The organism is Streptomyces sp. AC558_RSS880 (assembly GCF_019049255.1).
Taxonomy (GTDB): Bacteria; Actinomycetota; Actinomycetes; order Streptomycetales; family Streptomycetaceae; genus Streptomyces.
Window position 1 is genome coordinate 105,777 of record NZ_JAGMUJ010000134.1, and the last position, 24,539, is coordinate 130,315.

Below are 24,539 nucleotides of genomic sequence, written 5' to 3' on the forward strand. Positions count from 1 at the left end.
CCTCCGTAACCGCGCAGGACGCACCGCTGCCGGTACTCGGTCGGCCCGGTACCGGCACATGCCCGGGCTTCGGGGCAGACCCCGGGCGCCTGGTGCCGAGGCCTGACCAGATCGTCGGCTGCGGACCGCCGAACCCTTCGCGCGGCCCGATCTCCACCGAGCCGTCGTCCTCGCGATCGAGCACGACGAGGTCCAGGACCTCGCACCAGAACCGCGCCGGCACCTCAGGGCCGCGGCAACCGGGCACGAGCTCACCCTCCCTCCGGGCACTGGTTCCCTTCACGCTTCGAAGAGACAGGCCCCGGGACCACGCCGCCGTCGGCGGACCACCCGGTCGTGCGTCCCCGGCCTCGGCGCCGGTTTCACCCGAGTTCGGCGACCAGGTCGCCGGCCGTCACGCGGACCAAGGTCTCCGAGGCGTCTCCGGGGCCGGGGAACAGCCGGTAGAGGGTGCCCGACGCCTGCGCCGGCCCGACGCCGCCGTGGACCGTCGCCACGAACACCCGCTTGCCGGAGGCGAGTTCGACCGCCGCCGTGTCGGGGTCGGGGTGCCGGAGATGTTCCTCGCTGTCCTCCGTCGAAGACACCCTGGTGGCGAACGCGGCCGCGTCCTCGTCCGGACGCCGCCGGTACCGCAGCAGTGCGGGCTCCGGTTCCCGGGTCATCACGGCCACCTCGGCGGAGCGCGCCGCCGCTCGCCAGACCGCGAGGTCCCACAGGGTGGTCCGGCTGCCGGAGCCGAACTGCTCCCACAGGTCCCGGGCCACCGTGGCCAGCGGGCCACCGCCGTGCGAGCCGATGCTCTGGAAGCCGCCCGTCGGCGGCAGATGGGTGTCCGTCCACAGCGCCCGGCGACGGCCCAGGTCCACGATCATCGGCAGGCACACCTGCGAGTCGCCCGCCAGGTCGAAGCGCTGACGGACCGTGCGCGGATCGTAGGACGCGTCCCGCGGGCCGTGTGCGGGCAGCGCCATGAAGCCCGCGAAGGCGTCCGGCAACTCCTCGAACGGCACGTTGTTGTAGCTGAAGACCAGCGGGACGGCATAGACGTCCCCCCGCTCCGCCAGCCGCTCCAGGTCCAGGTCCACGTACTCGGTGGCGCCCCGCGGCGCGGGGGCGGACGTGAGGTCGCCGGAGTGGACCGCGGCGTCCGCGCCGTACACCAGGTCGGTGTAGTCGCACAGTCCGGTGAACCGCCACTCGGCGTCGAAGAACGCGACGGAGAGGTCCAGGTCCGTGCGGTTGCCCTGTGGTTCGGTCCAGTGCAGGAACAGCCGCAGCACCGCGCCCTCGGGCAGGGTCTGCGTGCTGCCCCGGGGGACCGCCACCAGGGCCTTCGCGGTGGACCGCTCGGTGAACGGCACGGTGAGGTCGGCCAGGCCGGTGTCCAGCACCGACAGCTCGTACGGCTCTCCGGCGGCGAACCGGCGCAGCACCTCCGCCCGCAGCAGCGTGACCGCCTCCGTCACCAGCCCGGAGGGCAGTGGAGTCCGCCGCTCCGGAACAGTCAGGGCGCGGGTGACCTCCCCGCGCGGGAAGAACACGCGACGGCGGCCGGTGCGGTCCTCGGTACGCGTCCGCAGCGCTCCGAGCGCCGACAGCAGCGGGCCGGGGCCCACCTTCGGCAGCCCGCGCAGGAGGGCTTTCTCGAGCTCGGGCTCGAGGGTGTCGGCGGTGTGCAGGCGAAGCAGCAGGTCCAGACGGCGGACCAGTTCACCGGGACGCTCCCCGGCGAGGGCCGCGGCCCTGCCCGCATCGCCCTCGGCCACCGCCTGTTCCAGTCGCCCGGCCCAGGTCGCCGGGCGGATCCGGGTGCCGTCCACACGGACGGCGTCCGGGTGCGCGGCGGCCGTCTCCAGCAGGGCGGCGCCGAACGTGGTACCGGGATCCACCGGGGTGCCGCGCAGGACCGCGAAGGCGAGGGCGGCGCGTGGATGCCGGGCGTGCCGCTCGAAGGGGTGCAGGATCTCCGCGGCCCGCTTCCATTCCGTGGGGTGCCGCAGCACGTCCTCCACGAGGTAAGGCGTCGGCAAGTCGTCGAGGAGCGAGAGCAGTTCGCGGCGCAGCGGGCGCGGCGGGCTCGTGAACCGCGACGGCGTCACCAGTGAGGCGTCACCGCCGGAGAGCACGGCGAGCAGCCGCAGCACGTCGGTGGCGGTGGTGAGTTGCCCGGTCAGCAGTTCTCGCGGTGGGGGGCCGTCCGGTGCCTCGCGCACCAGCGCGCCCAGCACCATCGCCTTGGTCTCCCGGACCGGGATGTCCTGGGGCAGCAGGCCCTGGCCGGCCGGGGTGAGGGGCAGCAGCGTCAGCAGGTCGTCGCGGTCCTGCGGGGAGAGCGGGGTCCGGCGGGCCAGCAGGGCGTCGACCACGGCGGTGGCGTCGGCGGCCCGGTCCGTGCCCAGGCGCAGCAGCCGCAGTGGGCCGGGCACCGGTGCCTTGGCGGCGCCGACGGCGCGGACCGGCCGCAGGAAGGGGTCGTCGGCGTCGATACGGCGGTGACACACCGGGCAGCCCGCATAGTCGGATCCGTCCCAGCACAGCCGGCACACCAGGTGCGCGCAGGGCGATACGGGGAACACCGTGCGTGCCTCGCCGCACAGCACGCAGGGCTGTTCCGGCTGTTGCAGCAGGTAGGCGAAGACCCGGTCCACGTACAGCGCCTCGGTGTTCCGCGGCACGGTGCGCGGGAACCGGCGGAAGAGCGGGACGTGGGTGCGGTCGGAGCCGAGCAGGTCGTCGGTCAGCCCGACCAGGTGGGTGTGCGCGACCGCCAGTTCCTCGGAGGTCAGCGAGTCGAGCGCCGCGTGCAGCCGGGGAGAGAGGAGGTGGCCGCGGCCGAGCAGTTCGGCCTCGAGCCGGCGCAGCGCCGGTCCTGTTCCACTGCCGGACGCGAACGCCCCGTCCACGTACACGGTCTGGATACGGCGCAGCAGTACGGACTCGGCAGCGAGCAACAGGGGAACCCTCCACGACGACCGGGACAGAGGAACGGGGGCGGAGAGTGGACGCGCTGGGTCTTTTTGCAGAAGGTGAGAAGGATGCGCGTCAGGGAGCCACCCCCGTCGCACCCGATTCCATCACGCACGTGCGCGACCGCCAAACGAATAAACGGTCCTCCTCGGTGCGAGCGCCGGGCAACCGTGCGCCGCTTCCCGCACCGGTCCTTCGGCGGTGTCAGGGGGAGCGCCCGCGGTGCCGGCCGGCGCGTCCGGCATGAGCGGACGCGGGTCCGCGTGTGAGGGTGCGGGCCCATGACGAAGGCGCCGCGTACAGCCGGTCGGTGCCGTTGTTGTCGAGCCCAGAGGTGTGGTCCAGGCCGAGGACGTGCCCGACCTCGTGACGCATGGAGGTGAGATCGCTCGGCCTCGCCGGAAGCACGGTGATCGGCAGCCTGCCGACACCGGTCGCGTCGCGCCGAGACCATCGCCGGCCGTGGCGGGGGCTGTCGCGGTCGCGCCGGGACAGGCCACTTCCCGGACGGGCGGCGCGACCCGCTCGTGCAAGGGTCATGGCGGCCCGTCAGGCTCGGTTCCGTGCCGGTTTCGGCTCGGCGGGAGGGGATTCCTCGCGGCGGCGGAGGAGCAGCGGGGTCACCAGCAGAAACACTCCGGCCAGTCCGATGGCCGTGCGCGGGCCGAGCAGGCTGCCCAGTACGCCCCACAGGGCCGTCAGAAGTGCGGTCGTGGCCCTGGTCGTCACCGCCCAGGCGGTCAGTGTGCGGGTGACCCGGTCGGTCGCGATGCGCTGGAGGCGGTAGGTGGCGTGGACGGGGTTGAAGACCCCGCAGCAGAGGACGAGCCCGAACTCGACGCCGATCACCAGCAGCAGCCCGCCGGTGCCCGGCCCCAGGAAGGCCAGGCCGATGGGCCAGACGGCGCGCAGCGACCCGGCCACGACCAGGACCTGGTGCTGCCCGAACCGGGTGACGAGCGGCCGGGCCAGCCACGATCCGAGCAGCCCGCCGATCGAGGGCGCGGCGAAGGCGAGGCCGTACTGCCACGGTGCGAACCCCAGCTGTCCGAGCATCTGGACGGCCAGCAGCGGTTGGGCGGCCATCACCAGGCCGTTGAACAGGGCGGTGTTGAAGAACAGCGGACGCAGGGCCGTGTCGGAGAGGACGTACCGCCAGCCGTCGAGCAGGTCCCCGGCGCGCATGCGCGCGGTCTCCCGGCGTTCGGGCCGCGGCTCGTGCCCGCCCGCCGCACGGATGCCCAGGGCCGAGAGCAGGTGGCTGACCGCGTCGGCCACCACCGTCGCCACCGGGCCGAGCAACCCGATCGCCGCGCCGCCCAGCGGCGGTCCGACGATCGTGACCGTCCAGGCCGTGGACTCCAACCGGGCGTTGGCGACGAGCAGGTCCTCGGCCGGCAGCAGGTTCTTCAGGTACGCGCCGGAGGCGGCGCGGAAGGTGATCTCGGCCGCCGCGACGACAACCGAGACCAGCAGGAGCTGAAGGAAGGTGAGCGCGCCGAGCGCGAACGCGGCGGGGACCGTCAGCAGCGCCGCGAACCGCGTCAGGTCCATCGCGACCAGCACCTGCCGCTTGCGGCGGAACTCCACCCACGGGCCGAGCGGCACAGCCACGGCCGCGCCCACCGCGGCCCCCACGGAGGACAGCGCGGCGACCTCGGCCGGTCCGGCGTGCAGGACCTGGACGGCGATCAGCGGGAACGCGCCGAAGGCGAGCCATGTGCCGAGCGCGCTGGTCCCGTACGCCGCCCAGAGCCATCCGAACTGCCGCCCCAGCCGATGTCCGGGCGGATGTCCCAGCCGGTGTCCGCTCCTCATGCCCGGACCCCCTCGCCCTTCACCCGCACAACCGATCAGCGATCGGGAGTATCCAAGCGAGGACCCTGGCCGGGGATCAAACAACCGGAGGGTCACGAGTCACAACCACCGGTTGTGGCATTAGGGTGTCGGCGTGGACCTCGACGCCGTACGGACCTTCGTCGCCGCCGCGGACGCGGGGCAGTTCCAGGAGGCCGCCGCCGAGCTGGCGATCACCCAGCAGGCCGTCTCCAAGCGCATCGCCGGGCTGGAACGCGACCTCGGCGTGCGGCTGTTCACCCGCACCGCCCGCGGCGCCCGGCTCAGCATCGACGGGCAGGCGTTCCTGCCCCACGCGCGCGAGCTGCTGCGCGTCGCCGAGCGCGCGCAGGCGTCCGTGCGCGCCGGCCGCCGTCCGCTGCGTGTCGACGTGATCGCCTCGCGCGGTGCGGCGTCGGGCCTGATGCGCGCCTTCCACCGCGCCCACCCGGAGATCGAGCTCGACGTGGTGTGGCTGTTCGACATCGAGACGGCCGTCGCCGCCCTCCGGTCCGGAACGATCGACGCGTCCTTCCGCGCCGTCGCCGTGCCCGGCCGACCCCTTCCCGAGGACATCGAGTCGGTCCGGGTGCTGGACGAGCCGCTCCAGCTCCTCACCGGTCCCGCCCACGTGCTGGCGGGCGCCCGGTCGGTGACCGTGGCGCAGCTCGCCGGGCACCGGATCTGGATGCCCGGCATCGTTCCCGGAACCGAGTGGGCCGCCTACTACGACGACCTCGTCGCCGAGTTCGGTCTCACCATCGAAGCCACCGGCCCCAACTTCGGCTCCGACGCGCTCCTCGACACCGTCGCCGACACCCCGGCCCTGGCCACCTTCATGGGCGAGCGGACCCGCCTCGTCTGGCCCGCCGGTCACGGCCTGCGCCGCATTCCGGTCACCGACCCGACCCCCGTCTACCCGCACTCGCTCCTGTGGCACCGTGACAACCTCCACCCGGCACTGGCCGTGCTCCGCGCCCACCTCGCCGCCGCACCGGCGGGCCACGACACCGCCGGGACCTGGACACCGGGCTGGGTGACACCGCGCTGAACGCCGTCCCGGAGCACCGCGGGGCTGCTCGGCATCCGCCGGGCAACCCTGTTCACGGTGCGGGTGAGGGGTGTTCGGACTGGGCGAAGCCCAGCTTGTCGAGCAGGGCGCCGAAGAGGTCTTCCACGAAGGTCTCGTGCGAGCGAAGCAGCTCCTCGACCTCGGACCGTTGTGCCGTGACCGGAACGCCGGCGGCGGCAGCCCAGGCAAGGACACCGTCGGAAGCGGGCGGTCGCTGCGGGCGAAGACCAGGTGACCCGAGAATCCCGTCCCGGTTCCTCCTTGGGGATACCGGGCACACCCCAAGGGCCGTCACTGACAGCGGCGACGGTCGTCATCCGCGCTCCGCCGGACTCCGAGCACGGCCGGCAACGTGCCCGACCACGGCGTCGTCGGCGGGAATCCGGCCCGCGGAACACATCACCCCACACGTGCGGACGATCATGTCGGGCAGCATCGCCGACCCGGAAGCCGCCGCCCCGAGGGCCCCGCACGCGTGACACCCGCGCCGGGTGCGAAAAGGACGCGCCATGTGAAGCGGGCGCGGCCTGTGGGGTGAGCGGCTGTTCCGGCACTCCGCTCAGGGTCGGGAGGTGGCGACCTTGACCCCGAACCCGATCAGGACGACACCTGTGACGCGGTCCATGGCGCGTCGTACGGCGGGCTTCTCGAAGAAGGCGCGGGCCCTGGCCGGCACCAGCACGTAGCCGCCGAGCCAGACGAGCCTCAGGGCCGTGTGGACGAGAACCAGCAAAGTCATCCCGAGATGCGGTGAGAGGCCGGAGGGCGCGAGCGTGGACAGGAGGCCGGTGTAGAAGATCGCGATCTTCGGGCTGAGAACGTTGCTGACCAGTCCCGTGCGCCACGGATCGCCGGACGGGGCCGCGGGGCCGGCCACCGGCGTCACCGAACGACCGCTCCGGCTCTGCAGCAGGGCCTGGGCACCCAGGAAACCGAGGTAAGCGGCCCCGGCGAGCTTGACGACCGTGTAGGCCGTGGCGGGCGCCGCCAGGACGGCCGCCAGACCGACCACCGTGAGCGCACCCCAGACGAGCAGTCCGCCGTGATGCCACCGACGGTGCGCAGGCCGTCCTGCCGGCCGGACGCGACGGCCCGCTTCGTCACCACCGCCATGTCCGGGCCGGGAACCACGGTCAGGACAGCGAGCACCCCCATGGCCGTGAGGAGCTGAACGAACATGAGTTCAGTGTCGTACCCGGGATCACCCGCGGTTCCCGAGGGGCGGCCTCGTGGAACGCTCAAGCCGCGTCCCGTGTCCCCGGCGAAGGCGGTGGCGATGCCTCACCGCGCTCACCGCTTCCACCGGTCGGGCACCCCGCGAGGGGCGACGTCTCAGCGGCCGCCGGGTCGCACCCGGGTGCCTCGGGTTCATGGGGTTTCGGCATGTCCTGCCAGTGCGGCGGTGTCCGTCCGGGCGGCGCCGTCCGCCCCCGTGGCGGTCGCCCGGGGCCTCACCGTGGTGCGGGTCGGCAGGGTGAGCACGGCAAGGCAGCCGACGACCAGGGCGATGCCGACCCATCCCGGCAGGGGCAGGCGTTCGCCGACGACGAGCACGGCCAGGACGGCGGCCACGGCGGGTTCCAGCAGCGAGAGGGTGGTCGCGGTGCTCGCCGGGACGTGGGCGAGGCCCCAGCCGAACAGGACGTAGCCGGCGAACATGGGCACCAGGGCCATGTAGACGCCGACGGCCGCGTTGGTCCAGGAGGCGAGGAGCGGGCCCCCGGTGGCCAGCAGCACGGGCATCAGCAGCAGTCCGCCCAGCCCGAAGACCGTCCCCATGGCCGCGCCGGAGGTGACACCGCGGCTGATCAGACGGTGGGCCGCCCAGGAGTACAGGGCGTAGGTGAGCCCGGCCACCAGGCCGAGCCCCACGCCGAGCACGGTCTCCCCCACGGACCGGGCCCCGGAGCCGGAGCGGGCGCCGGCGGCTTCGGCCGCGCACAGCAGCACCGTCCCGGACAGACCCAGCACCGCGCCGGTCGTCCAGCGGCGCGTGAGGCGGCGCCCGTCGACGACGCGCTCGATCAGGGCCGAGGCGAGCGGGGCCGAGCCGATCGACACCACGGTGCCGGCGGCGACCCCGGCCAGGTGCATGGAGGAGTAGAAGGCCAGGGGGTAGGCCCCGACCGACAGCAGGCCGACCAGCACCACACCTTTGTGCGCACGCAGCCGAGGAGCTTCCCGACGGATACGCGGGGCGGCGACGAGGGCCTGGAGCAGTCCGCCCAGCCCCATGGCCACAGCCCCGATCGCGAGCGGACCCACTGCGGGGGCGAAGGTCGCGGCGGTGCCCGTGGTGCCCCACAGCACCGACGCCACCAGCACACACACCGCCCCCACACCCGTCGCGCCGCCGGGTGTCCGGCGCCGCGTCACAGCCGGTCCAGCAGGTCGGCCGCCATCGCACGGGCGTGCTCCAGCCGAGTGCCCGCGCCCTCCAGGCCCGCGCGGGCCATCGCGCCCTCCAGCAGGAACGCCAGGTGTTCCGCCACCGCGCGCGCTTCCTCGGGCCGGCCCGGCAGCAGTTCCCCAAGATGGCCGGCGAGCAGGGACTCGACCTCCTCCTTGTGCCGGCGCACCACGGTCCGGCCCTCGTCCCCGGCGGGCAGTTCGGCGGCCGCGTTCAGCAGACCGCAGCCACGGAAACCGCGCTCGTAGGCGTGGGCGGCGTGATCGGCGTACGCGTCGAAGACGGCCAGCACGCCGCCGCGACCGTCCCGGGCCTGCTCCAGTCGGCGCCGGTACAGACCCAGCCACTCCTCATGCCGCGCGTCGAGGTAGGCCCGCACCAGGTCGGCCTTGGAGGAGAAGTTGTTGTACAGGCTCATCTTCGCCACGCCCGCCTCGGCGGTGATCGTGTCGATGCCCGTCGCCGTCACACCGTCCGCGTAGAAGCGGCGTGCCGCGGCGGCGAGCAGCTTCTCCCGCGCGGCCCCCCGTCGCGCGCCGGGGCGCCCTGCCGCCGTTCCGGTCTCGCTCATCGCAGCCTCTCCCCTTCACTAGGTAGGTCAGTCTACCCATGAAGTGGAGAGCTTTCGGATGAGGCGCCCGGCGCGAGCTCTTCCTCACCGAGGCCGGGGACAGCGAGGACAGCCGCCGCCCGGCCATCGGACCGGAGAGCACCGCACTGCCTGCCTGGACCGTCGGTCCATCGCCGCCCCGGCCCGCGAGCGGACTTCCTCGGCGTCTGCCGGCCCGGGCGCCGGAACGCCACTGCTCATCGGCAGCGCACCAGCGGCACTCCCGTTCAGGACTGCGGTCGCTTCCCGTGGTTCGCCGCGTGGTTGCGGCGCGTCTTCTTCTTGCGGCGCCTCTTCGAGGACATGCGCGCCTCCCTGGTGACGTACAGCCGTGAGACCACGTCTCACCCGGCGGTTCCCGGACCGGCGAACGCCAATGGTCCGTTCCGCCAGTGTTCCTCGCGGCACGGGGTGCCGCCACTCGCACGCCGGCCGGCCAGGTCGCCGGAGCCGGGGGCGGCCATGCCGGCGGCGACGGCAGGGGGCCGCCCTCGTCGGTACGGTTGTCGCCGCGCGGCCCCCGCGCGACGATGTCCCCCAGCGCATCGCCCCGCGGGAGGCCATGGTGACCGATCCCTGGGTGGCCCTGGAGCCGGGAGCCGACCCTGCCGAGCGCGTACGCGTGCTGCACCGGGCGCACGAGACCTTCACCGAGGCCGGTACGGTGCCGCGCCCGGTGCGCGGCGTGGTCGCCGAGTCGTGGCGGCGCTCGGCACGTGCCGGGGTGCGTCCGGACGGCACCGCCGACATCGAACTGACGGGCAGTGACCTCGGGGCCTACCGGGCCGAACACCCGCTGGCGCATGTGATGCCGCTGTTCCGGGAGCTGCTGGGCACGTTCGCCTCCGACGGCCGGCACCTGCTGGCGGTGTGCGACGCGCGCGGCAGGCTGCTGTGGGTCGAGGGGCACGCGTCGACGCTGCGGCAGGCGCGGCGGATGAACTTCGTGCCGGGCGCGCGGTGGTCGGAGAGCGCGGTCGGTACGAACGCGCCGGGCACGGCGGTCGCCGTGGGCCGTCCGGTCCAGGTGTTCGCGGCCGAGCACTTCGCGCGGCGCGTGCAGCCGTGGACGTGCGCCGCGGCCCCGGTCCACGATCCCCGCACGGGGCGGCTGCTCGGTGCCGTGGACATCACCGGCGGGGACGGCCTCGCGCATCCGCACAGCCTGGGGTTCGTGCAGGCCGTGGCGCGTGCGGCGGAGTCCCAGCTGGCGCTGCTCGCTCCCGGACGCCGGGCTTCCGGCCGGCCCGAACTGGCGGCGCTGGGCCGCGACCGGGCGGTGCTGACGACGGAGGGCCGCAGCATCCGGCTCAGCCGTCGGCACAGCGAGATCCTCGTCCTGCTGGCCGAGCGTCCCGACGGCCTGACCGGTGACGAGTTGCTGTGCGCCCTGTACGAGGACGAGTCGGTGACACCGGTGACGCTGCGCGCGGAGCTCGCCCGGCTGCGCCAGGTGATCGGGCCGGGGCTGCTCGCGTCGCGGCCCTACCGGCTCACGGTGTCCCCGGAGTCGGACGTCGCCGTCGTCGAACGCCGGATGAGGGCCGGCGCGGTCACCACCGCCCTGGCCGCCTATCCGGGCCCGCTGCTGCCCGCCTCCCGGGCCCCGGCGGTCGTACGGCTCAGGCGCCGCCTCGCCGACGGCCTGCGCGCGGCGCTGATCGCCCGCTCGGACCCCGACCTGCTGGCCGACTGGGTCCACGCGCCGTGGGGCGAGGATGACGTGGACGTGTGGCGGGCGCTGACCATGCTCCGGCCGACGGCCGTGAACCGGGTCCGTCTGGCCACGCTCGAAGCGGAGTTGAGGGCCCCGGACGGCTGGGCCCGCCGCGAGGACCGCTAGCGCCTCCGCTCTCCCGCAACGTGGTTGCAACGTCCGCCTCCTTACGCTCCGGCGCGGAGCTGCCCAACGGCGGGCAGCGCTGCCGAAGGAGGCCAGTTCCGCATGACCCGTTACGCGGCGCCCGGGAGCGAGGGCGCGATCGTCTCCTACCAGTCCCGCTACGACCACTTCATCGGCGGCGAGTACGTGCCTCCGGTCGCGGGGCGGTACTTCGAGAACCCGAGCCCGGTGAACGGACAGCCGTTCACCGAGGTGGCGCGTGGCACGGCGGAGGACGTCGAGGCGGCGCTCGACGCGGCGCACGCGGCCGCGCCCGGCTGGGGGCGCAGGCCGGCGTCCGAGCGGTCCGACATCCTGCTGAAGATCGCCGACCGCATGGAGGCCCACCTGGAAGCACTCGCGGTGGCGGAGAGCTGGGAGAACGGCAAGCCCGTGCGGGAGACCCTGACGGCCGACATCCCGCTGGCCATCGACCACTTCCGCTACTTCGCCGGTGCCGTGCGCGCCCAGGAGGGCTCGCTCAGCGAGGTCGACGACGACACGGTCGCCTACCACTTCCACGAGCCGCTGGGCGTCGTCGCCCAGATCATCCCGTGGAACTTCCCCATTCTGATGGCGACGTGGAAGCTCGCGCCCGCCCTCGCCGCGGGCAACACGGTCGTCCTCAAACCCGCCGAGCAGACGCCGGTCTCCATCCACTACTGGCTGAGCCTCGTCTCCGACCTGCTGCCGCCGGGCGTGCTGAACATCGTCAACGGCTTCGGCCCGGAGGCCGGGAAGCCGCTCGCGTCGAGTCCGCGGGTGGCGAAGGTGGCCTTCACCGGCGAGACGTCCACGGGGCGGCTGATCATGCAGTACGCGGCCGAGAACCTGAAGCCGGTCACGCTGGAGCTGGGCGGCAAGTCGCCGAACATCTTCTTCGACGACGTGTGGGAGAAGGACGACGAGCTGCGCGACAAGGCCCTCGAAGGGTTCACGATGTTCGCGCTGAACCAGGGCGAGGTGTGCACGTGCCCCTCCCGGGGGCTGATCCAGCGCGGCAACTACCCCGACTTCCTGGCCGCGGCCGTCGCCCGCACCGAGCTGATCAGGCCCGGGCACCCGCTCGACACCGACACGATGATCGGCGCGCAGGCCTCCAGCGAGCAGCTGACCAAGATCCTGTCCTACATCGACATCGGCCGGAAGGAGGGCGCCAGGGTCCTCACGGGCGGCGAACGCGCCGAGTACGACGGCGACTTGAAGGGCGGCTACTACGTGCGGCCGACCATCTTCGAGGGCGACAACCGGATGCGTGTCTTCCAGGAGGAGATCTTCGGTCCCGTCGTCTCGGTGGCCTCGTTCGACGGCTTCGACGACGCGATCAGGATCGCCAACGACACGTCGTACGGCCTCGGCGCGGGCGTGTGGACCCGTGACATCAACACGGCCTACCGCGCCGGGCGCGCGATCCAGGCGGGCCGCGTCTGGACGAACTGCTACCACACCTACCCCGCGCACGCGGCGTTCGGCGGCTACAAGCAGTCGGGGATCGGCCGGGAGACGCACAAGATGATGCTGGACCACTACCAGCAGACGAAGAATCTGCTGGTGTCGTATTCGCCGAAGAAGCTGGGCTTCTTCTAGACGCAGGAAAGGGGCGCCCGACCAGGGCAGATACTTCGCCAACGCTGCCCGATGCCCCCTCGCCTGCGATCACCTGCGCGCCGAAGTCTCCTCGCGGAGCGGCGCCGTCGAGGCGCGTACCACGAGTTCGGTGGCGAGCTCGATGTGGTGGGACTCGACCTTCTCGCCGTTGGCCAGTCGGAGGGCGATGCGCAGGGCGGCACCGCCCATCTCCCGTAGTGGCTGGCGCACGGTGGTCAGTGGCGGTGAGGTCATCCGGGCGAGGCTTGTGTCGTCGAAGCCGACCACGCTCAGGTCCTCAGGGACGCGCAGACCTCGGGCACGGGCGGTCTCGATGACACCGAGGGCGATCTCGTCGTTGCCTGCGAAGATCGCCGTCGGTGGCTCTTGCAGGCCCAGCAGCGCCGTGGCGCCGAGCAACCCGGTCTCGTACGTGAATTCTCCGGGCCGGACGTAGGCGTCGGGTACCTGCGCTCCTTCCGCCTCCATGGCGGCGCGGTAGCCGTGCATGCGTGCCTGGTTGCATACGGCCATGGCCGGTCCGCCGAGATAGGCGACGCGGCGGTGGCCCAGGGAGAGCAGGTGCTGGGTCGCCGTCAGGCCGCCGGCGAAGTTGGTCGCCCCGACGCTGTTGACCCGGCTGTCCGGCAGGTGCAGTGGGTCCAGCACGACCAGAGGCAGCCCGGACCGGGCCAGTTCGTTCAGGTGCGCTGTGGTGTACACGCTGGTGACCGCGATGACGGCGCGGCGCCCGGCCGAGACCAGGTCCCGGGCCCAGTGTGGGGCACGGGACGCCTTGCTGATCACCACCGAGGCCCCCGATTCGGCTGCGGAGTCGATGATGCCTTCCAGGGTCTCCGCCACGTACGACTTGAGGCCACCCTTGAACTGCACCTCGATGGTCGGGCTTTCGACGGCCTCGGTGTGGCGGAACACGGGCGCGAGGTACTGGTGCTGACGCAGCAGTTCCTGCACCCGGGTGCGGGTGTGCGGCGCCACGTCACCGCGACCGTTGACCACTTTGGACACGGTCGCGACGGAGACCCCGGCCGCTTGGGCGATATCCGCCAAAGTGGTGCGCCTGGCGTTCGGTCGCATCGGTTCCTCTCAGCTGTACGTCCACCAGTGTGGTGAGCCGCCGGTCGGGTCGGCAACGCGTGTGGAACCGGTCAACCGTACGGCAACCCGGCACCGAGCTCGTCCGGGTAAGCGCCGACGGGCCCCTCCGCCTCGACACGTCCGACGACGTGCGTGAGATCGCGTCCGGTGAACACGGTCCGATCGGCATGCGCGCCGACCCGTACGCGTGCGCTCGCGACCGGCTCCAGCCGTACCTGGGCGCAGCGGGCCAACTGCCGGACTGTCCGGCCCGACCGCTCGGGACGGCAGGGGATCCGCACCCACAGCTCGGTGGGCAGGCCCCGGTCACCGGCGGCTGCCGTACACCCGGGTGAGGTGACCGAGACCATGTGGGGCGACCTCTTCCGACGGAACGCTCCCGTGACTCCCGCGAACGCGACCTCCAGAGGCGCCACTTGCAGGCTCTCGGCCCGTCCGTCGCCGCCTTCGGCCACACGCCCCGGGCAGTTGCCGACCCAGCGGCTGCCGAGCCGCGCGACCTTGCCCGCCACCGTCGCCTCAGCCAGGAGGGCATCGACCCGGTCCGGCATGGGCGGCACCGGGCCCGGCCGGCGCGGCATGACCTGCGCCGACAGTGTGTCAGCCGCAGCCATCGCATCGTCCCCCGCCCTCAACCAGCCCGCTTCGAAACAGTTTCGGTCCCTGCCAAGGTTTCTCCAGGGTCGTTCCCGCCCGATACTACGCAGGCCGACTGCAGCCCGACAACGCGCCTGCACATACCTTGACAGGGCGTCAGCCCGAAACTTAATTTGCACGAACAGAGCTCGGAGAAGGCCTTTTCGAAAACCTTTCACCACGACTCACGAGAAGCCGATGGCTCTCGAGTGCGGAGAAAAGACATGGCGCTCTCCCGACGTACCCTCCTCGGCCTGGCCGCCGGCGTGCCGGTCTCCGCGGCGCTGGCGGCCTGCGGCTCGTCCGGCCCCAGCAAGAGCGGCGGTGGGGCCACGTACTGGTACCTGAACGGCCAGCCGCAGGAAGGCGTCCGAGCCAGTGCGGTGGACGCGTTCAACAAGGCCCACCCCAAGGAGGAGATCGAGGACACCTCCTTCGAGAACGACGCGTACAAGACGAAGATCAAGACCGCCATCGGTGCCGGGCAGGCGCCCACCATCATCTGGGGCTGGGGCGGCGGGACGCTGCGCACCTACGCGGAAGCGGGCCAGGTCGAGGACCTCACCTCGTGGTTCGACGAGCACTCCGAGGTCAAGAAGCGGCTGTTCCCGTCCTCGTTCGGCGCGGCGACCATCGACGGCAAGATCTACGCGATGCCGTCCGAGGTCGTGCAGCCGATCATCCTCTACTACAACAAGAAGGTCTTCGACCAGGTCGGCGTGGAACCGCCGGAGTCCTGGGACGACATCATGGCGCTGGTGCCCAAGTTCAAGGCGAAGGACATAGCACCGTTCGCCCTCGGTGGCCAGTCCCGGTGGACGAACATGATGTGGCTGGAGTTCCTGTTCGACCGCATCGGCGGTCCCGAGGTGTTCCAGGCCGTCCTGGAAGGCGAGAAGAACGCCTGGTCCAACCCGGCCGCCATCACCGCGCTGACCAAGGTGCAGGAGCTGGTCGAAGCCGGTGGGTTCGTCAAGGGCTTCTCCTCGATCACCGCGGACTCCAACGCCGACCAGGCGCTGCTGTACACCGGCAAGGCCGCGATGATGCTGCACGGCGCCTGGTCGTACGGCATCCAGCAGACCGAGGGCGGGGACTTCGTCTCCAGCGGCTCGCTGGGCTTCATGACCTTCCCACCCGTGGAAGGCGGCAAGGGCGATCCGAGCAACACCGTCGGCAATCCCGCCCAGTACCTGTCCATCTCCTCGAAGGCCAGCGCCGAGCAGAAGAAGATCGCCAAGGACTTCTTCGCCACAGGCGCCCTCCAGGACGATGAGGTGAAGAGGTGGATCGCCAACGGGTCGGTGCCGATCCGGCTGGGCACGGAGAAGCTGCTGGCCGCCGCCAAGGGCGCCGAATTCCTGCAGTTCACCTACGACATCGCCAGCAAGGCCAAGGTGTTCGCCCAGTCCTGGGACCAAGCGCTCAGTCCGACGGCCGCCGAGACCATGCTGGACAACATCGTCAAGTTGTTCCAGCTGTCCGTCTCACCGAAGCAGTTCGCCGGCAACCTCAACGCGGTCATCGGCACATGAGCTCACTCACCGGTCGTCCGCCGCGTCGCGAACCGCGCAGCATCCTGCCGTGGCTGGCGGCGCCGGCGCTGGTGCTCTTCGTCGGCTTCGCCGTGCTTCCACTCGTCGGAGCCTTCGCCCTGAGCTTCACCACGTGGGACGGAATCGGCGCCATCCACCCATCGGGACTGACCAGTTGGCGTGCGGTGCTCACCGACCCCGGACTGCCGCACGCCCTCTGGGTGACGTTTCTGGTGATGGCCGTGTCCTGGGCCGTTCAGACGCCGATGAGTATCCTGCTCGGCACGTTCCTGGCAGGCCGCCAGCGCTACCGTGCGGTGCTGGGCGTGGTGTACTTCGTCCCGCTGATGCTCAGTTCCGCGGCGATCGCGATCGCGTACAAGGCCCTGCTGGACCCCAACTTCGGGCTCGGCGCCGGGCTGAAGATCGAGGCGCTCAGCAAGGACTGGCTGGGGCGGCCCTGGCTCGCGTTCGGGGTCGTCGTCTTCGTCGTCTCCTGGCAGTTCGTCCCGTTCCACTCCCTGATCTACCAGGGTGGTGTCCAGCAGATCCCGCAATCCCTGTACGAGGCGGCGCAGTTGGACGGAGCCGGACGGATCCGGCAGTTCTTCAGCATCACGCTGCCCCAGCTGAAATACACCATCATCACCTCGTCCACGCTGATGGTGGTCGGGTCACTGACCTTCTTCGACCTCATCTTCGTCCTGACCGAGGGCGGCCCCGGCGACGCCACCCGGGTCCTCGCGCTGGACATGTACAAGCGGGGATTCCAGGCCAGCCTGATGGGACCGGCCAGCGCCATCGCGGTCATCCTGGTCCTGGTGGGTCTGGCCCTCGCCCTCCTGCTGCGCCGGCTCGGTGGCCGGGACGCCGGCGCGAGCCAACTCGAGGGGGCCTGACGTGACCACCACGCTGACCGAACCGCGACGGCCGCAGAAGACCACCCACCACGAGGGGCGTCGCCGCTCCCGTCCGGCGGCCCGCCGGCGCAACTGGGCCGGCGGCCTGGCCGGCTGGCTCTGGCTCGTCGTCGTCGCCGTACCCCTGTACTGGACCCTCATCACCAGCCTCAAGGACCGGAGCCGCTACTACGCGAGCAACCCGCTGGTGCCTTCGAGCGACTCGACACTGGACAACTACCGACTGGTCATCGAATCCGACTTCCTTCGCTACTTCATGAACAGCGTCGTGGTCACCGTCGGCGCCGTGGTGCCGGCGGTCCTGTTCTCCTTCATGGCCGCCTACGCGATCGTTCGCGGTTGGCGCATGCGTGTCCTTCGCGCGATGAACGGGCTGTTCCTCATGGGCCTGGCCATCCCGCTGCAGGCGACGGTGATCCCGGTCTACCTGATCATCATCAAACTGCATCTGTACGACAATCTGCTGGCACTGATCCTTCCATCGATCGCCTTCGCCATCCCGCTCTCCGTGCTGGTGCTCGCCAACTTCATCCGTGACGTGCCCAAGGAGCTGTTCGACTCGATGCGGGTCGACGGCGCCACCGAATGGACGACGCTGTGGCGGCTGGCGGCGCCGCTCACCCGACCGGCCATCCTCACCGTGACCATCTTCAACGCACTGACCATCTGGAACGGATTCCTGCTGCCGCTGGTCCTCACCCAGAGCCCCGACCGCCGGACCCTGCCGCTCGCGCTGTGGACCTTCCAGGGCCAGTACGGGGTCAATGTTCCCGCCGTTCTCGCCGCCGTCGTCCTGACCACACTGCCCGTCCTGGTGCTGTACGCGTTCGGCCGCCGCCAGCTGCTGAGCGGTCTGACCGCCGGATTCAGCCGTTGATCGACACTGACGCTGTGGCCGGTGGCCGGCCTGTGGTGCGAGACGTTCCGTGCGCTCCAGGATCGAACTCCGACAGAACGCGGTGAGACGCGGCAAACCAGGCTCCGCAGCCGTTGCTCGCACGTCCCGATCCCGGCCGGCACCTCGCCCACCGGCTCGGGCGGGACGGCCTGCATCACCCCTGGAGGCATCGGCGGCCTCGTCCCCGGGCGAAGCGGATCCGGGCCGATGCCGGAGCCCGGACGCGACCTGCCCCGCCTTGAGTCCTGCTCGTCTACCTGTTCGCCCGTCGCGCCCCGGCCAAGGGGCTGAGGGGCGTGGGAGGAAAGTGAACGCCAACGTGACTGTAGAGAACACCTCCGGAATCTCCCTCTGGAACGACCCCACCCTTTCCGTCGCCGCGAGAGTCGACGCCCTGATCGACGCGATGACCCTTCAGGAGAAGACCGCCCAGCTGTACGGCGTGTGGGTGGGCGCCTCCGATCAGGGCGGTGAAGTGGCTCCCCATCAGCACGACATGGAGGAGGCCGTCGATCTCGACGCACTCCTGCCCCACGGACTGGGCCAACTGACCCGGCCCTTCGGCACGGTCCCGGTGGACCCCGCCCTGGGTGCGCTCTCCCTGGCCCGCACCCAGACCCGTATCGCCGCCACGAACCGGTTCGGCATCCCCGCTCTCGCGCACGACGAGTGTCTGGCCGGCTTCGCCGCCTGGGGGGCGACGGCCTACCCCGTTCCGCTGTCCTGGGGCGCCACCTTCGATCCGGACACGGTGCGGCGCATGGCCGCCGCCATCGGCCGCGACATGCGTTCCGTCGGCGTCCACCAGGGACTCGCGCCCGTCCTGGACGTGGTGCGCGACGCCCGCTGGGGCCGGGTCGAGGAGACCATCGGCGAAGACCCGTACCTCGTCGGCACCATCGGGACGGCATACGTGCAGGGTCTCGAGTCGGCCGGGATCGCCGCCACCCTCAAGCACTTCGTCGGCTACTCGGCCTCTCGCGCCGGCCGTAACCTCGCTCCCTCCTCCGTGGGCCCGCGTGAGCGCGCCGACGTTCTGCTGCCTCCCTTCGAGATGGCGATCCGTGAAGGCGGCGCCCGGTCGGTCATGAACGCCTACACCGACACCGACGGCATGCCCTCCGCGGCCGACGAGGAACTGCTCACCGGGCTGCTGCGCGACACGTGGGGCTTCGACGGCACCGTCGTCGCCGACTACTTCGCCATCGCCTTCCTGAAGACCCTGCACGGCATCGCAGCCGACTGGGCCGACGCCGCCGGCACGGCGCTGCGCGCGGGCATCGACGTCGAACTGCCCAATGTCAAGGCATACGGCGCGCCCCTGGCCGAGGCCGTCGCCGACGGCCGCGTTCCGGAGGCGTTGGTCGATCGCGCCCTGCGCCGGATACTCACCCAGAAGGCGACACTCGGCCTGCTCGACCCGGACTTCGACCCCGTGCCGACCGCGCTCGACGGGGCAGACCTGGACGACCCGGCCGCCCTGCGCGGACGGATCGACCTGGACGGTCCGGAGAACCGCGCGCTGGCCCGCGCGGTCGCCGAGAAAGCGGTCGTGCTGCTGAGCAACGACGGCACCCTGCCGCTCGAGAGGCCGCGCCGCATCGCCCTGCTCGGTCCCAACGCCGACGAGCCCGTCGCCGTACTGGGCTGCTACTCCTTCCCCCAGCACATCGGCGTCCGCCACCCCGGGACCCCACTCGGCATCGAACTGCCCACGCTGCGCGACGCTCTCGCCGCCGAGTTCCCCGACGCCGAGATCACGGTCGCCCGCGGCACCGGAATCGACGACGGAGACCGCTCCGGCATCCACGAGGCCGCCCGGGTGGCACGCGAGGCCGACATCGCCCTGGTGGTGCTCGGCGACCGCGCCGGGCTCTTCGGGCGGGGCACCAGCGGCGAGGGATGCGACGTCGAGACGCTGGCGCTGCCCGGCGCGCAGCAGCAACTGCTCGACACCCTGCTCGACCTGGAGACACCCGTGGTCACCGTGCTGCTGGCGGGACGACCGTACGCCCTCGGCCGCGCCGTGGAGGAGTCCGCTGCGATCGTGCAGTCCTTCTTCCCGGGTGAGGAGGGCACTCACGCGATCGCCGGGGTACTCAGCGGCCGTACCAATCCCTCCGGACGTCTCCCGGTCAGCGTGCCGCGCAGGCCGGGCTCCCAGCCGGCGACGTACCTCGGGGCGCGGCTCGCTCACGCCAGCGAGGTGTCCAACATCGACCCGACCCCCGCGTTCGCCTTCGGCCACGGCCTGTCCTACACGCGGTTCGACTGGACAGACCTGACCGTGGACGTCCAGGAGGTCCCGACGGACGGCGAATTCACCCTCACCTTCACCGTCCGTAACACAGGCGGACGGTCCGGAACCGAGGTCGTCCAGCTCTATCTGCACGATCCGGTCGCCTCCGTCGTCCAGCCGGTGCAGCGCCTCGTCGGCTACGCCCGCGTCGAACTGAAGCCGGGCGAGGCCCGGCGCCTGCGTGTCACGGTCCCGGCCGACCTCGCCTCCTTCACCGGACGCGACGGTCGGCGCGTCGTCGAACCGGGCGAGCTGGAAGTGCGGTTGGCCGCCTCCAGCGCGGATCCGCGCCTGACGGCCAGGGTCACGTTGACCGGAGCCGAGCGCCACGTGGATCACACGCGGCGCTTGCACGCCACGGTCGGGCAGGAGCCGGTCGACCGGGTATGAACCGGGCGGGCGCAGCGCACGTCGCAGCAGCGGCAGCGCTGCGCACACGGGGCCGCAGGGCGGGACCGCAGGGCCAGGCGTGTGGTGGTCCGAGCCCGGTACTTCCGGGGTGACCCGTGACCACGCGGCGTGGTGCGTATGCACGGGGAGCAACGTGCAGAGCACGCACCCACACCTGGAGGAAGGGGGCCGTATGAGTCTTCGTCATCTCACAGCAGGCCGCGCTGAGCGAGGTTGCGCATCAGCGCTCGTACGCCGAACGTCCAGGGCGCGGCCTGCTCGCTGGGGATGACGGTGTTGACCAGAGCGCCGAGTCGCGGGCTGGAGATCCGCACGACGTCGCCGTACTCGTGGGTGAAGCCCGCGCCGGGTGCCTGTCGGTCCTCGGTGGGGGCGAACAGCGTTCCGGTGAACAGCACGAAGCCGTCCGGGTATTGATGGTGCGGACCGTGCGTGGCAGCCACCAGGTCCAGTACGTCGCGGCTGATCTCGCGCATGGAGCTGCTGCCATGCAGTACGTAGCCGTCCGTGCCGTCGATCCGCAGGTCGATGTCGAGCCCGCGTACGGTGTCGAGGTCAAAGCCCTCGTCGAGCAGGCGGATGAACGGGCCGATCGCGCATGAGGCGTTGTTGTCCTTCGCACGGGACAGCAGCAGGGCGCTGCGTCCCTCGATGTCACGGAGGTTGACGTCGTTGCCGAGCGTCGCGCCGCGTACCCGGCCGCGCGAGTCCACGACCAGGACGACCTCGGGCTCGGGGTTGTTCCACACCGAGGCACCGAGCACTCCGATACAGGCGCCGGTGCCGACCGCGGACAGTACCGGGGCCTTGGTGAACACTTCCGGGTCCGGCCCGATCCCGACCTCCAAATACTGCGACCACAGTCCTTCGGAGACGAGCAGTTCCTTGGCCTTGTCCGCTTCCGGCGATCCGGGACGGATGCCGTCGAGCGTGCCGCCCACCACCTGCCCGACGCGGGCCCGCACCCGTGCGGCCTGCGCCGGGTCGCCGCCCGTGCGCTCCTCGATGACGCGTTCCAGCAGACTCCGGGCGAAGGTGACGCCCGCGGCCTTGATCACCTGCAGGTCGATGGGGGCGAGCAGATGCGGAACGTCACGGCGGCCGGCCGGTGCCGCGAGCAGTGCGTCCAGGCGCCAGGCGTGTCCGCCGTCGGCCTCGCGGACGACTGCCGCCGCGTCGTCGCGTTCCATGAGGTCGGAGACGGTGGGTGCGGTGGCCGTCAGGTCGACGACGTGCTCGCCGCGGACCGCGGCCACACACGGTCCGCCCCGTTCCGGGTCGTGGACGCGCGCGACGAGGGCGGCTCGGTCGGCGTCCTCCGGCAGGACGGAGCCGGTGGTGAGGATCGGACGAGGGTGCGCTGCTGCCGATTCCACGATCGGTGCTCTCCTGGATTCGAGGGGGACGGTCGCCCGGGGCGGACTCAGTGGGAGTCGCGGGGGACCTCGTGGCCACGGCTGCCGCGCAGGAAACCGAAGTCGGCGCCCTGGTCGGCCTGTTCCACGTTCTGGGTGTAGAGCCAGGTGTAGCCGCCGGTGTACCGCTCGGCGGGCGCCCTCCATGTCTGCCGGCGTCGCGTGAGCTCGGCGTCGTCCACGTCCAGGCTCAGGGTGCGGTTCGGGACGTCGAGGACGACGGGGTCCCCGTCGCGCACCAGGGCGAGAGGTCCGCCGACGGCGGCCTCGGGCGCCACGTGCAGGACCACCGTCCCGTACCCGGTGCCGCTCATCCGGCCGTCGCAGACGCGCACCATGTCCTTGACGCCGGCCTTCAGCAGCTTGGCGGGCAGCGGGACGTTGGAGACCTCGGGCATGCCGGGGTAGCCCTTGGGGCCGGCGTTGCGGATGACGACGACGGTGTTCTCGTCGATGTCGAGTTCCGGGTCGTCGGCCACCTCGTGATAGGCCTCGGGGGAGTCGAAGACGCGCGCGGGGCCGCGGTGGGTGAGCAGGTGCGGTGACGCGGCGGACTGCTTGATCACGGCGCCGTCGGGGCACAGGTTGCCGCGGAGGACGGCGATACCGGTGCCCGCCGGCTGGAAGGGGGCTTCGAGGCCGGTGATGACGTCGGAGTCGACGCGTTCGGCATTCCCGGTGTTCTCGGCGATGGTGCGTCCGGTGACCGTGATCTGTTCGCCGTGCAGCAGCTTGCCGCCGAGCAGCTCGGCCATGACGGCCGGCAGGCCGCCCGCGTAGCAGAAGTCCTCCATGAGGTAGGTGCCACTGGGCATCAGGTTGACCAGGGTCGGCACCGCGCGGACCAGGTCGTCGAAGTCCCGCAGGCTCAACTCGACGCCGACGCGTCCGGCGATGGCGGTGAGATGGATGATGGCGTTCGTGGAGCCGCCGATGGCCGCGTTGACCCGGATGGCGTTCTCGAACGCCTCCCGCGTCAGGATCCGCGAGGGGCGCAGTTCCTCCTCCACCATCCTCACGATGCGCTGCCCCGCCGCCTGCGCGGTCTCCATCCGCCGGGAGTCGACCGCGGGCCAGGCCGCCGAGCCCGGCAGCTGCATGCCGAGCGCCTCGGCCATGCAGGCCATCGTCGAGGCCGTACCCATCGTCATGCAGTGCCCGTCGGAACGGGCCATGCACCCTTCCGCGAAGAAACACTCCTCCTCGGTCATCCGGCCGGTCTTCAGGTCCTCCTCGAACTTCCACACATGGGTGCCGGATCCCACGTCCTGGCCCCGGTACTTGCCGTTGAGCATCGGCCCGCCGGTGACCATGACGGCGGGCAGATCGACGCTGGCGGCGCCCATGAGCATGGCGGGGGTCGTCTTGTCGCAGCCGGACAGCAGCACGACACCGTCGAGCGGATTGGCCCGGATCAGCTCCTCGACCTCCATGGCCATGAGGTTGCGGTAGAGCATGGCGGTGGGGCGCATCAGGGTCTCGCCGGTGGCCATGGTGGGGAACTGGAGCGGTAGGCCGCCCGCCTGCCACACGCCGCGCTTGACGGCTTCGGCGACGCGTGTCAGATGGGCGTTGCACGGGGCGAGTTCGGAGGCACTGGTCGCGACGCCGATGACGGGACGCCCGTCGAACACCTCGTGCCCGAGCCCTTGGTTGCGCATCCAGGAGCGGTACAGCATTCCGCTGCGGCCCTGTGCGCCGAACCATGCCTGGCTGCGGCGGCTCGTCTTCTGACCGTCGGTCATGTAGGCACTCCTATGACTCTGGCGTCGTCCGCTTCGCGATGGGGCGTTCTCGGGTGAGGACCTGCAAGCCGTACCCTGTGACACAATCATTAAATGATTCGATGAATGGCGTCCAGGGGGCGAGCGGAGATCGTGGTGCACTTCCTGACCATGCACCAGCGCGTGGTCGACGAACTCGGGCGGCGCATCGTGGGTGGCGCGTGGGAGCCGGGGGATCCGTTGCCGGTCGAGGACGCGCTCGCGGCCGAGATCGGCGTCAGCCGAGGGGTGTTGCGGGAAGCGGTCAAGGCACTGGTGGCCAAGGGGATGCTGCATGTACGCCCGCGCACCGGCACGCGCGTGCTGCCCCCGGAGCACTGGAACCACCTGGACCGTGACGTACTGCGCTGGAAACAGGCCGGGGACGCCACGGCTCTGCTGCGCGACACGGGTGAACTGCGCCGGATCGTCGAGCCCGAGGCGGCCCGGCTCGCTGCCGAGCGAGCCGGGCCCGACGATGTACGAGTCCTGTACGACTCCCTGGCGGCCATGGAGGCGGCAGCGGCGGAACCCGGTCGCAGCGGCTACGTCGCGGCCGACATCGCCTTCCACCGGGCCCTGCTCGACGCCAGCGGCAACCGTCTCCTCGGCTCACTGGGCCGCGCTGTCGACATCGCGCTGGAACACAGCTTCCTCGTCAGCACCCGGACCCCGGGCGCGGTGGAAGCCTCGCTGCCGGGTCACCGCGCCATCGTGCAAGCCGTCGAGGCCCGCGATCCTTCGGCCGCGGCGGCCGCCGTACTGGCCATCATCGAAGCCGCCGAGAAGGAGATCGCCCAGTCACCCGGAATGCCGAGCGATGCCGTATGACCTGTCACGGCTGCGACCCTGCAGTGCCACGGGCAAGGGCACGGAAGCGGTCGCCACGACCGTGACCCGGTCCTTGGGAGCTGCGCTCACCCGGGACGATGCGGGCGTGGACGGCGGAGCGGAAACTTGCGACGTGACCCGCCGGGGATCCGAAGCGGTGACGGAGGGGCCGCCCTTGCTGTCGGCCCCTTGCCATGTGAGGGCGAGGAGGCCGCCCACGAGCGCGCTCGTCACGACCGCGGCCACGACCAGCAGGATGATCACGCGGGGCGTGCGCGAGGGTTCGGCCGGTGCACCCCGGCCGATCTCCGGTCCCGCGTGTCCGTCCAGCAGCGTAGACGAAGA

16 protein-coding genes and 3 pseudogenes are annotated in these 24,539 nt (G+C 71.5%); 9 read left to right on the forward strand and 10 right to left on the reverse strand.

Features of this window, described 5'->3' with window-relative positions; genetic code table 11:
* Positions 1 to 61: 61 nt before the first annotated feature.
* From KUM38_RS42455 to KUM38_RS32620, 3 genes and pseudogenes are all read right to left on the reverse strand, one after another.
* A pseudogene (locus KUM38_RS42455) lies at positions 62 to 247 on the reverse strand (VOC family protein); the annotation flags it as partial.
* 115 nt (positions 248 to 362) lie between these two features.
* Complete coding sequence (locus KUM38_RS32615; protein ID WP_217134828.1) at positions 363 to 2,954, reverse strand: MXAN_6230/SCO0854 family RING domain-containing protein; 2,592 nt, start codon at positions 2,952 to 2,954, stop codon at positions 363 to 365.
* Between the two features lie 565 nt (positions 2,955 to 3,519).
* Entirely contained in the window at positions 3,520 to 4,788 is a 1,269-nt protein-coding gene (locus KUM38_RS32620) for an MFS transporter (protein ID WP_217134830.1), read from the reverse strand.
* A gap of 133 nt (positions 4,789 to 4,921) precedes the next feature.
* On the opposite strand from KUM38_RS32620, the gene KUM38_RS32625 reads away from it, so the two are divergent.
* Both KUM38_RS32625 and KUM38_RS43380 read left to right on the forward strand, forming a co-directional pair.
* Positions 4,922 to 5,857 carry a LysR family transcriptional regulator gene (locus KUM38_RS32625; protein WP_217134832.1) on the forward strand — a complete coding sequence of 312 codons (936 nt, stop codon included), beginning with the start codon at positions 4,922 to 4,924 and terminating at the stop codon, positions 5,855 to 5,857.
* A gap of 370 nt (positions 5,858 to 6,227) precedes the next feature.
* Positions 6,228 to 6,357: pseudogene (locus KUM38_RS43380) on the forward strand (antibiotic acetyltransferase); the annotation flags it as partial.
* 80 nt (positions 6,358 to 6,437) lie between these two features.
* On the opposite strand, the pseudogene KUM38_RS32630 reads toward KUM38_RS43380, so the two are convergent.
* The 3 genes and pseudogenes from KUM38_RS32630 to KUM38_RS32640 form a co-directional block, all read right to left on the reverse strand.
* Positions 6,438 to 7,057, reverse strand: a pseudogene (locus tag KUM38_RS32630) (LysE family translocator).
* A gap of 189 nt (positions 7,058 to 7,246) precedes the next feature.
* Positions 7,247 to 8,254 (reverse strand): EamA family transporter, encoded by a 1,008-nt coding sequence (locus tag KUM38_RS32635; protein ID WP_308409111.1) that lies wholly within the window; start codon positions 8,252 to 8,254, stop codon positions 7,247 to 7,249.
* On the reverse strand, positions 8,251 to 8,859 hold the full coding sequence (locus KUM38_RS32640; RefSeq protein ID WP_217134834.1) for a TetR/AcrR family transcriptional regulator: 609 nt from the start codon (positions 8,857 to 8,859) through the stop codon (positions 8,251 to 8,253). Before KUM38_RS32640 ends, KUM38_RS32635 begins: the two co-directional genes overlap by 4 nt.
* A gap of 604 nt (positions 8,860 to 9,463) precedes the next feature.
* On the opposite strand from KUM38_RS32640, the gene KUM38_RS32645 reads away from it, so the two are divergent.
* Both KUM38_RS32645 and KUM38_RS32650 read left to right on the forward strand, forming a co-directional pair.
* On the forward strand, positions 9,464 to 10,741 hold the full coding sequence (locus tag KUM38_RS32645) for a GAF domain-containing protein (protein WP_308409116.1): 1,278 nt from the start codon (positions 9,464 to 9,466) through the stop codon (positions 10,739 to 10,741).
* Positions 10,742 to 10,843: 102 nt separating this feature from the next.
* Complete coding sequence (locus KUM38_RS32650) at positions 10,844 to 12,367, forward strand: aldehyde dehydrogenase family protein (protein WP_217134838.1); 1,524 nt, start codon at positions 10,844 to 10,846, stop codon at positions 12,365 to 12,367.
* A 69-nt stretch (positions 12,368 to 12,436) separates the two neighbouring features.
* Here KUM38_RS32650 and KUM38_RS32655 read toward each other — a convergent pair whose 3' ends face one another.
* Both KUM38_RS32655 and KUM38_RS32660 read right to left on the reverse strand, forming a co-directional pair.
* Entirely contained in the window at positions 12,437 to 13,465 is a 1,029-nt protein-coding gene (locus tag KUM38_RS32655) for a LacI family DNA-binding transcriptional regulator (protein WP_217134840.1), read from the reverse strand.
* 71 nt (positions 13,466 to 13,536) lie between these two features.
* Entirely contained in the window at positions 13,537 to 14,100 is a 564-nt protein-coding gene (locus KUM38_RS32660; protein WP_217134842.1) for a hypothetical protein, read from the reverse strand.
* Between the two features lie 246 nt (positions 14,101 to 14,346).
* Between KUM38_RS32660 and KUM38_RS32665 the strand changes: the two genes are divergently transcribed.
* The 4 genes from KUM38_RS32665 (at position 14,347) to KUM38_RS32680 (ending at position 20,164) form a co-directional block, all read left to right on the forward strand.
* Positions 14,347 to 15,657 carry an extracellular solute-binding protein gene (locus tag KUM38_RS32665; RefSeq protein WP_217134844.1) on the forward strand — a complete coding sequence of 437 codons (1,311 nt, stop codon included), beginning with the start codon at positions 14,347 to 14,349 and terminating at the stop codon, positions 15,655 to 15,657.
* Entirely contained in the window at positions 15,654 to 16,556 is a 903-nt protein-coding gene (locus KUM38_RS32670; RefSeq protein WP_217134846.1) for a carbohydrate ABC transporter permease, read from the forward strand. The genes KUM38_RS32665 and KUM38_RS32670 overlap by 4 nt, the downstream gene beginning before the upstream one ends.
* 1 nt (position 16,557) lies before the next feature.
* Positions 16,558 to 17,454, forward strand: coding sequence for a carbohydrate ABC transporter permease (locus KUM38_RS32675; RefSeq protein WP_217134848.1), 897 nt, complete (start codon positions 16,558 to 16,560; stop codon positions 17,452 to 17,454).
* 328 nt (positions 17,455 to 17,782) lie between these two features.
* Positions 17,783 to 20,164 (forward strand): beta-glucosidase, encoded by a 2,382-nt coding sequence (locus tag KUM38_RS32680; RefSeq protein ID WP_217134850.1) that lies wholly within the window; start codon positions 17,783 to 17,785, stop codon positions 20,162 to 20,164.
* Positions 20,165 to 20,373: 209 nt separating this feature from the next.
* On the opposite strand, the gene KUM38_RS32685 is transcribed toward KUM38_RS32680, so the two are convergent.
* Both KUM38_RS32685 and KUM38_RS32690 read right to left on the reverse strand, forming a co-directional pair.
* Positions 20,374 to 21,561, reverse strand: coding sequence for a fumarylacetoacetate hydrolase family protein (locus tag KUM38_RS32685; protein WP_217134852.1), 1,188 nt, complete (start codon positions 21,559 to 21,561; stop codon positions 20,374 to 20,376).
* Positions 21,562 to 21,608: 47 nt separating this feature from the next.
* A complete protein-coding gene (locus KUM38_RS32690) occupies positions 21,609 to 23,345 on the reverse strand; it encodes an IlvD/Edd family dehydratase (protein ID WP_217134854.1) in 1,737 nt (578 codons plus the stop codon).
* 105 nt (positions 23,346 to 23,450) lie between these two features.
* On the opposite strand from KUM38_RS32690, the gene KUM38_RS32695 reads away from it, so the two are divergent.
* Entirely contained in the window at positions 23,451 to 24,194 is a 744-nt protein-coding gene (locus tag KUM38_RS32695; RefSeq protein WP_217134856.1) for a FadR/GntR family transcriptional regulator, read from the forward strand.
* The last annotated feature ends 345 nt before the right edge of the window (positions 24,195 to 24,539 follow it).

Bases quoted from the DNA above. Each gene is read 5' to 3' on its own strand.
- KUM38_RS32620 (WP_217134830.1), bottom strand. From the start codon at position 4,788: ATGAGGAGCGGACACCGGCTGGGACATCCGCCCGGACATCGGCTGGGG.
- KUM38_RS32640 (WP_217134834.1), bottom strand. From the start codon at position 8,859: ATGAGCGAGACCGGAACGGCGGCAGGGCGCCCCGGCGCGCGACGGGGG.
- KUM38_RS32650 (WP_217134838.1), top strand. From the start codon at position 10,844: ATGACCCGTTACGCGGCGCCCGGGAGCGAGGGCGCGATCGTCTCCTAC.
- KUM38_RS32655 (WP_217134840.1), bottom strand. From the start codon at position 13,465: ATGCGACCGAACGCCAGGCGCACCACTTTGGCGGATATCGCCCAAGCG.
- KUM38_RS32660 (WP_217134842.1), bottom strand. From the start codon at position 14,100: ATGGCTGCGGCTGACACACTGTCGGCGCAGGTCATGCCGCGCCGGCCG.
- KUM38_RS32665 (WP_217134844.1), top strand. From the start codon at position 14,347: ATGGCGCTCTCCCGACGTACCCTCCTCGGCCTGGCCGCCGGCGTGCCG.
- KUM38_RS32670 (WP_217134846.1), top strand. From the start codon at position 15,654: ATGAGCTCACTCACCGGTCGTCCGCCGCGTCGCGAACCGCGCAGCATC.
- KUM38_RS32690 (WP_217134854.1), bottom strand. From the start codon at position 23,345: ATGACCGACGGTCAGAAGACGAGCCGCCGCAGCCAGGCATGGTTCGGC.
- KUM38_RS32695 (WP_217134856.1), top strand. From the start codon at position 23,451: ATGGCGTCCAGGGGGCGAGCGGAGATCGTGGTGCACTTCCTGACCATG.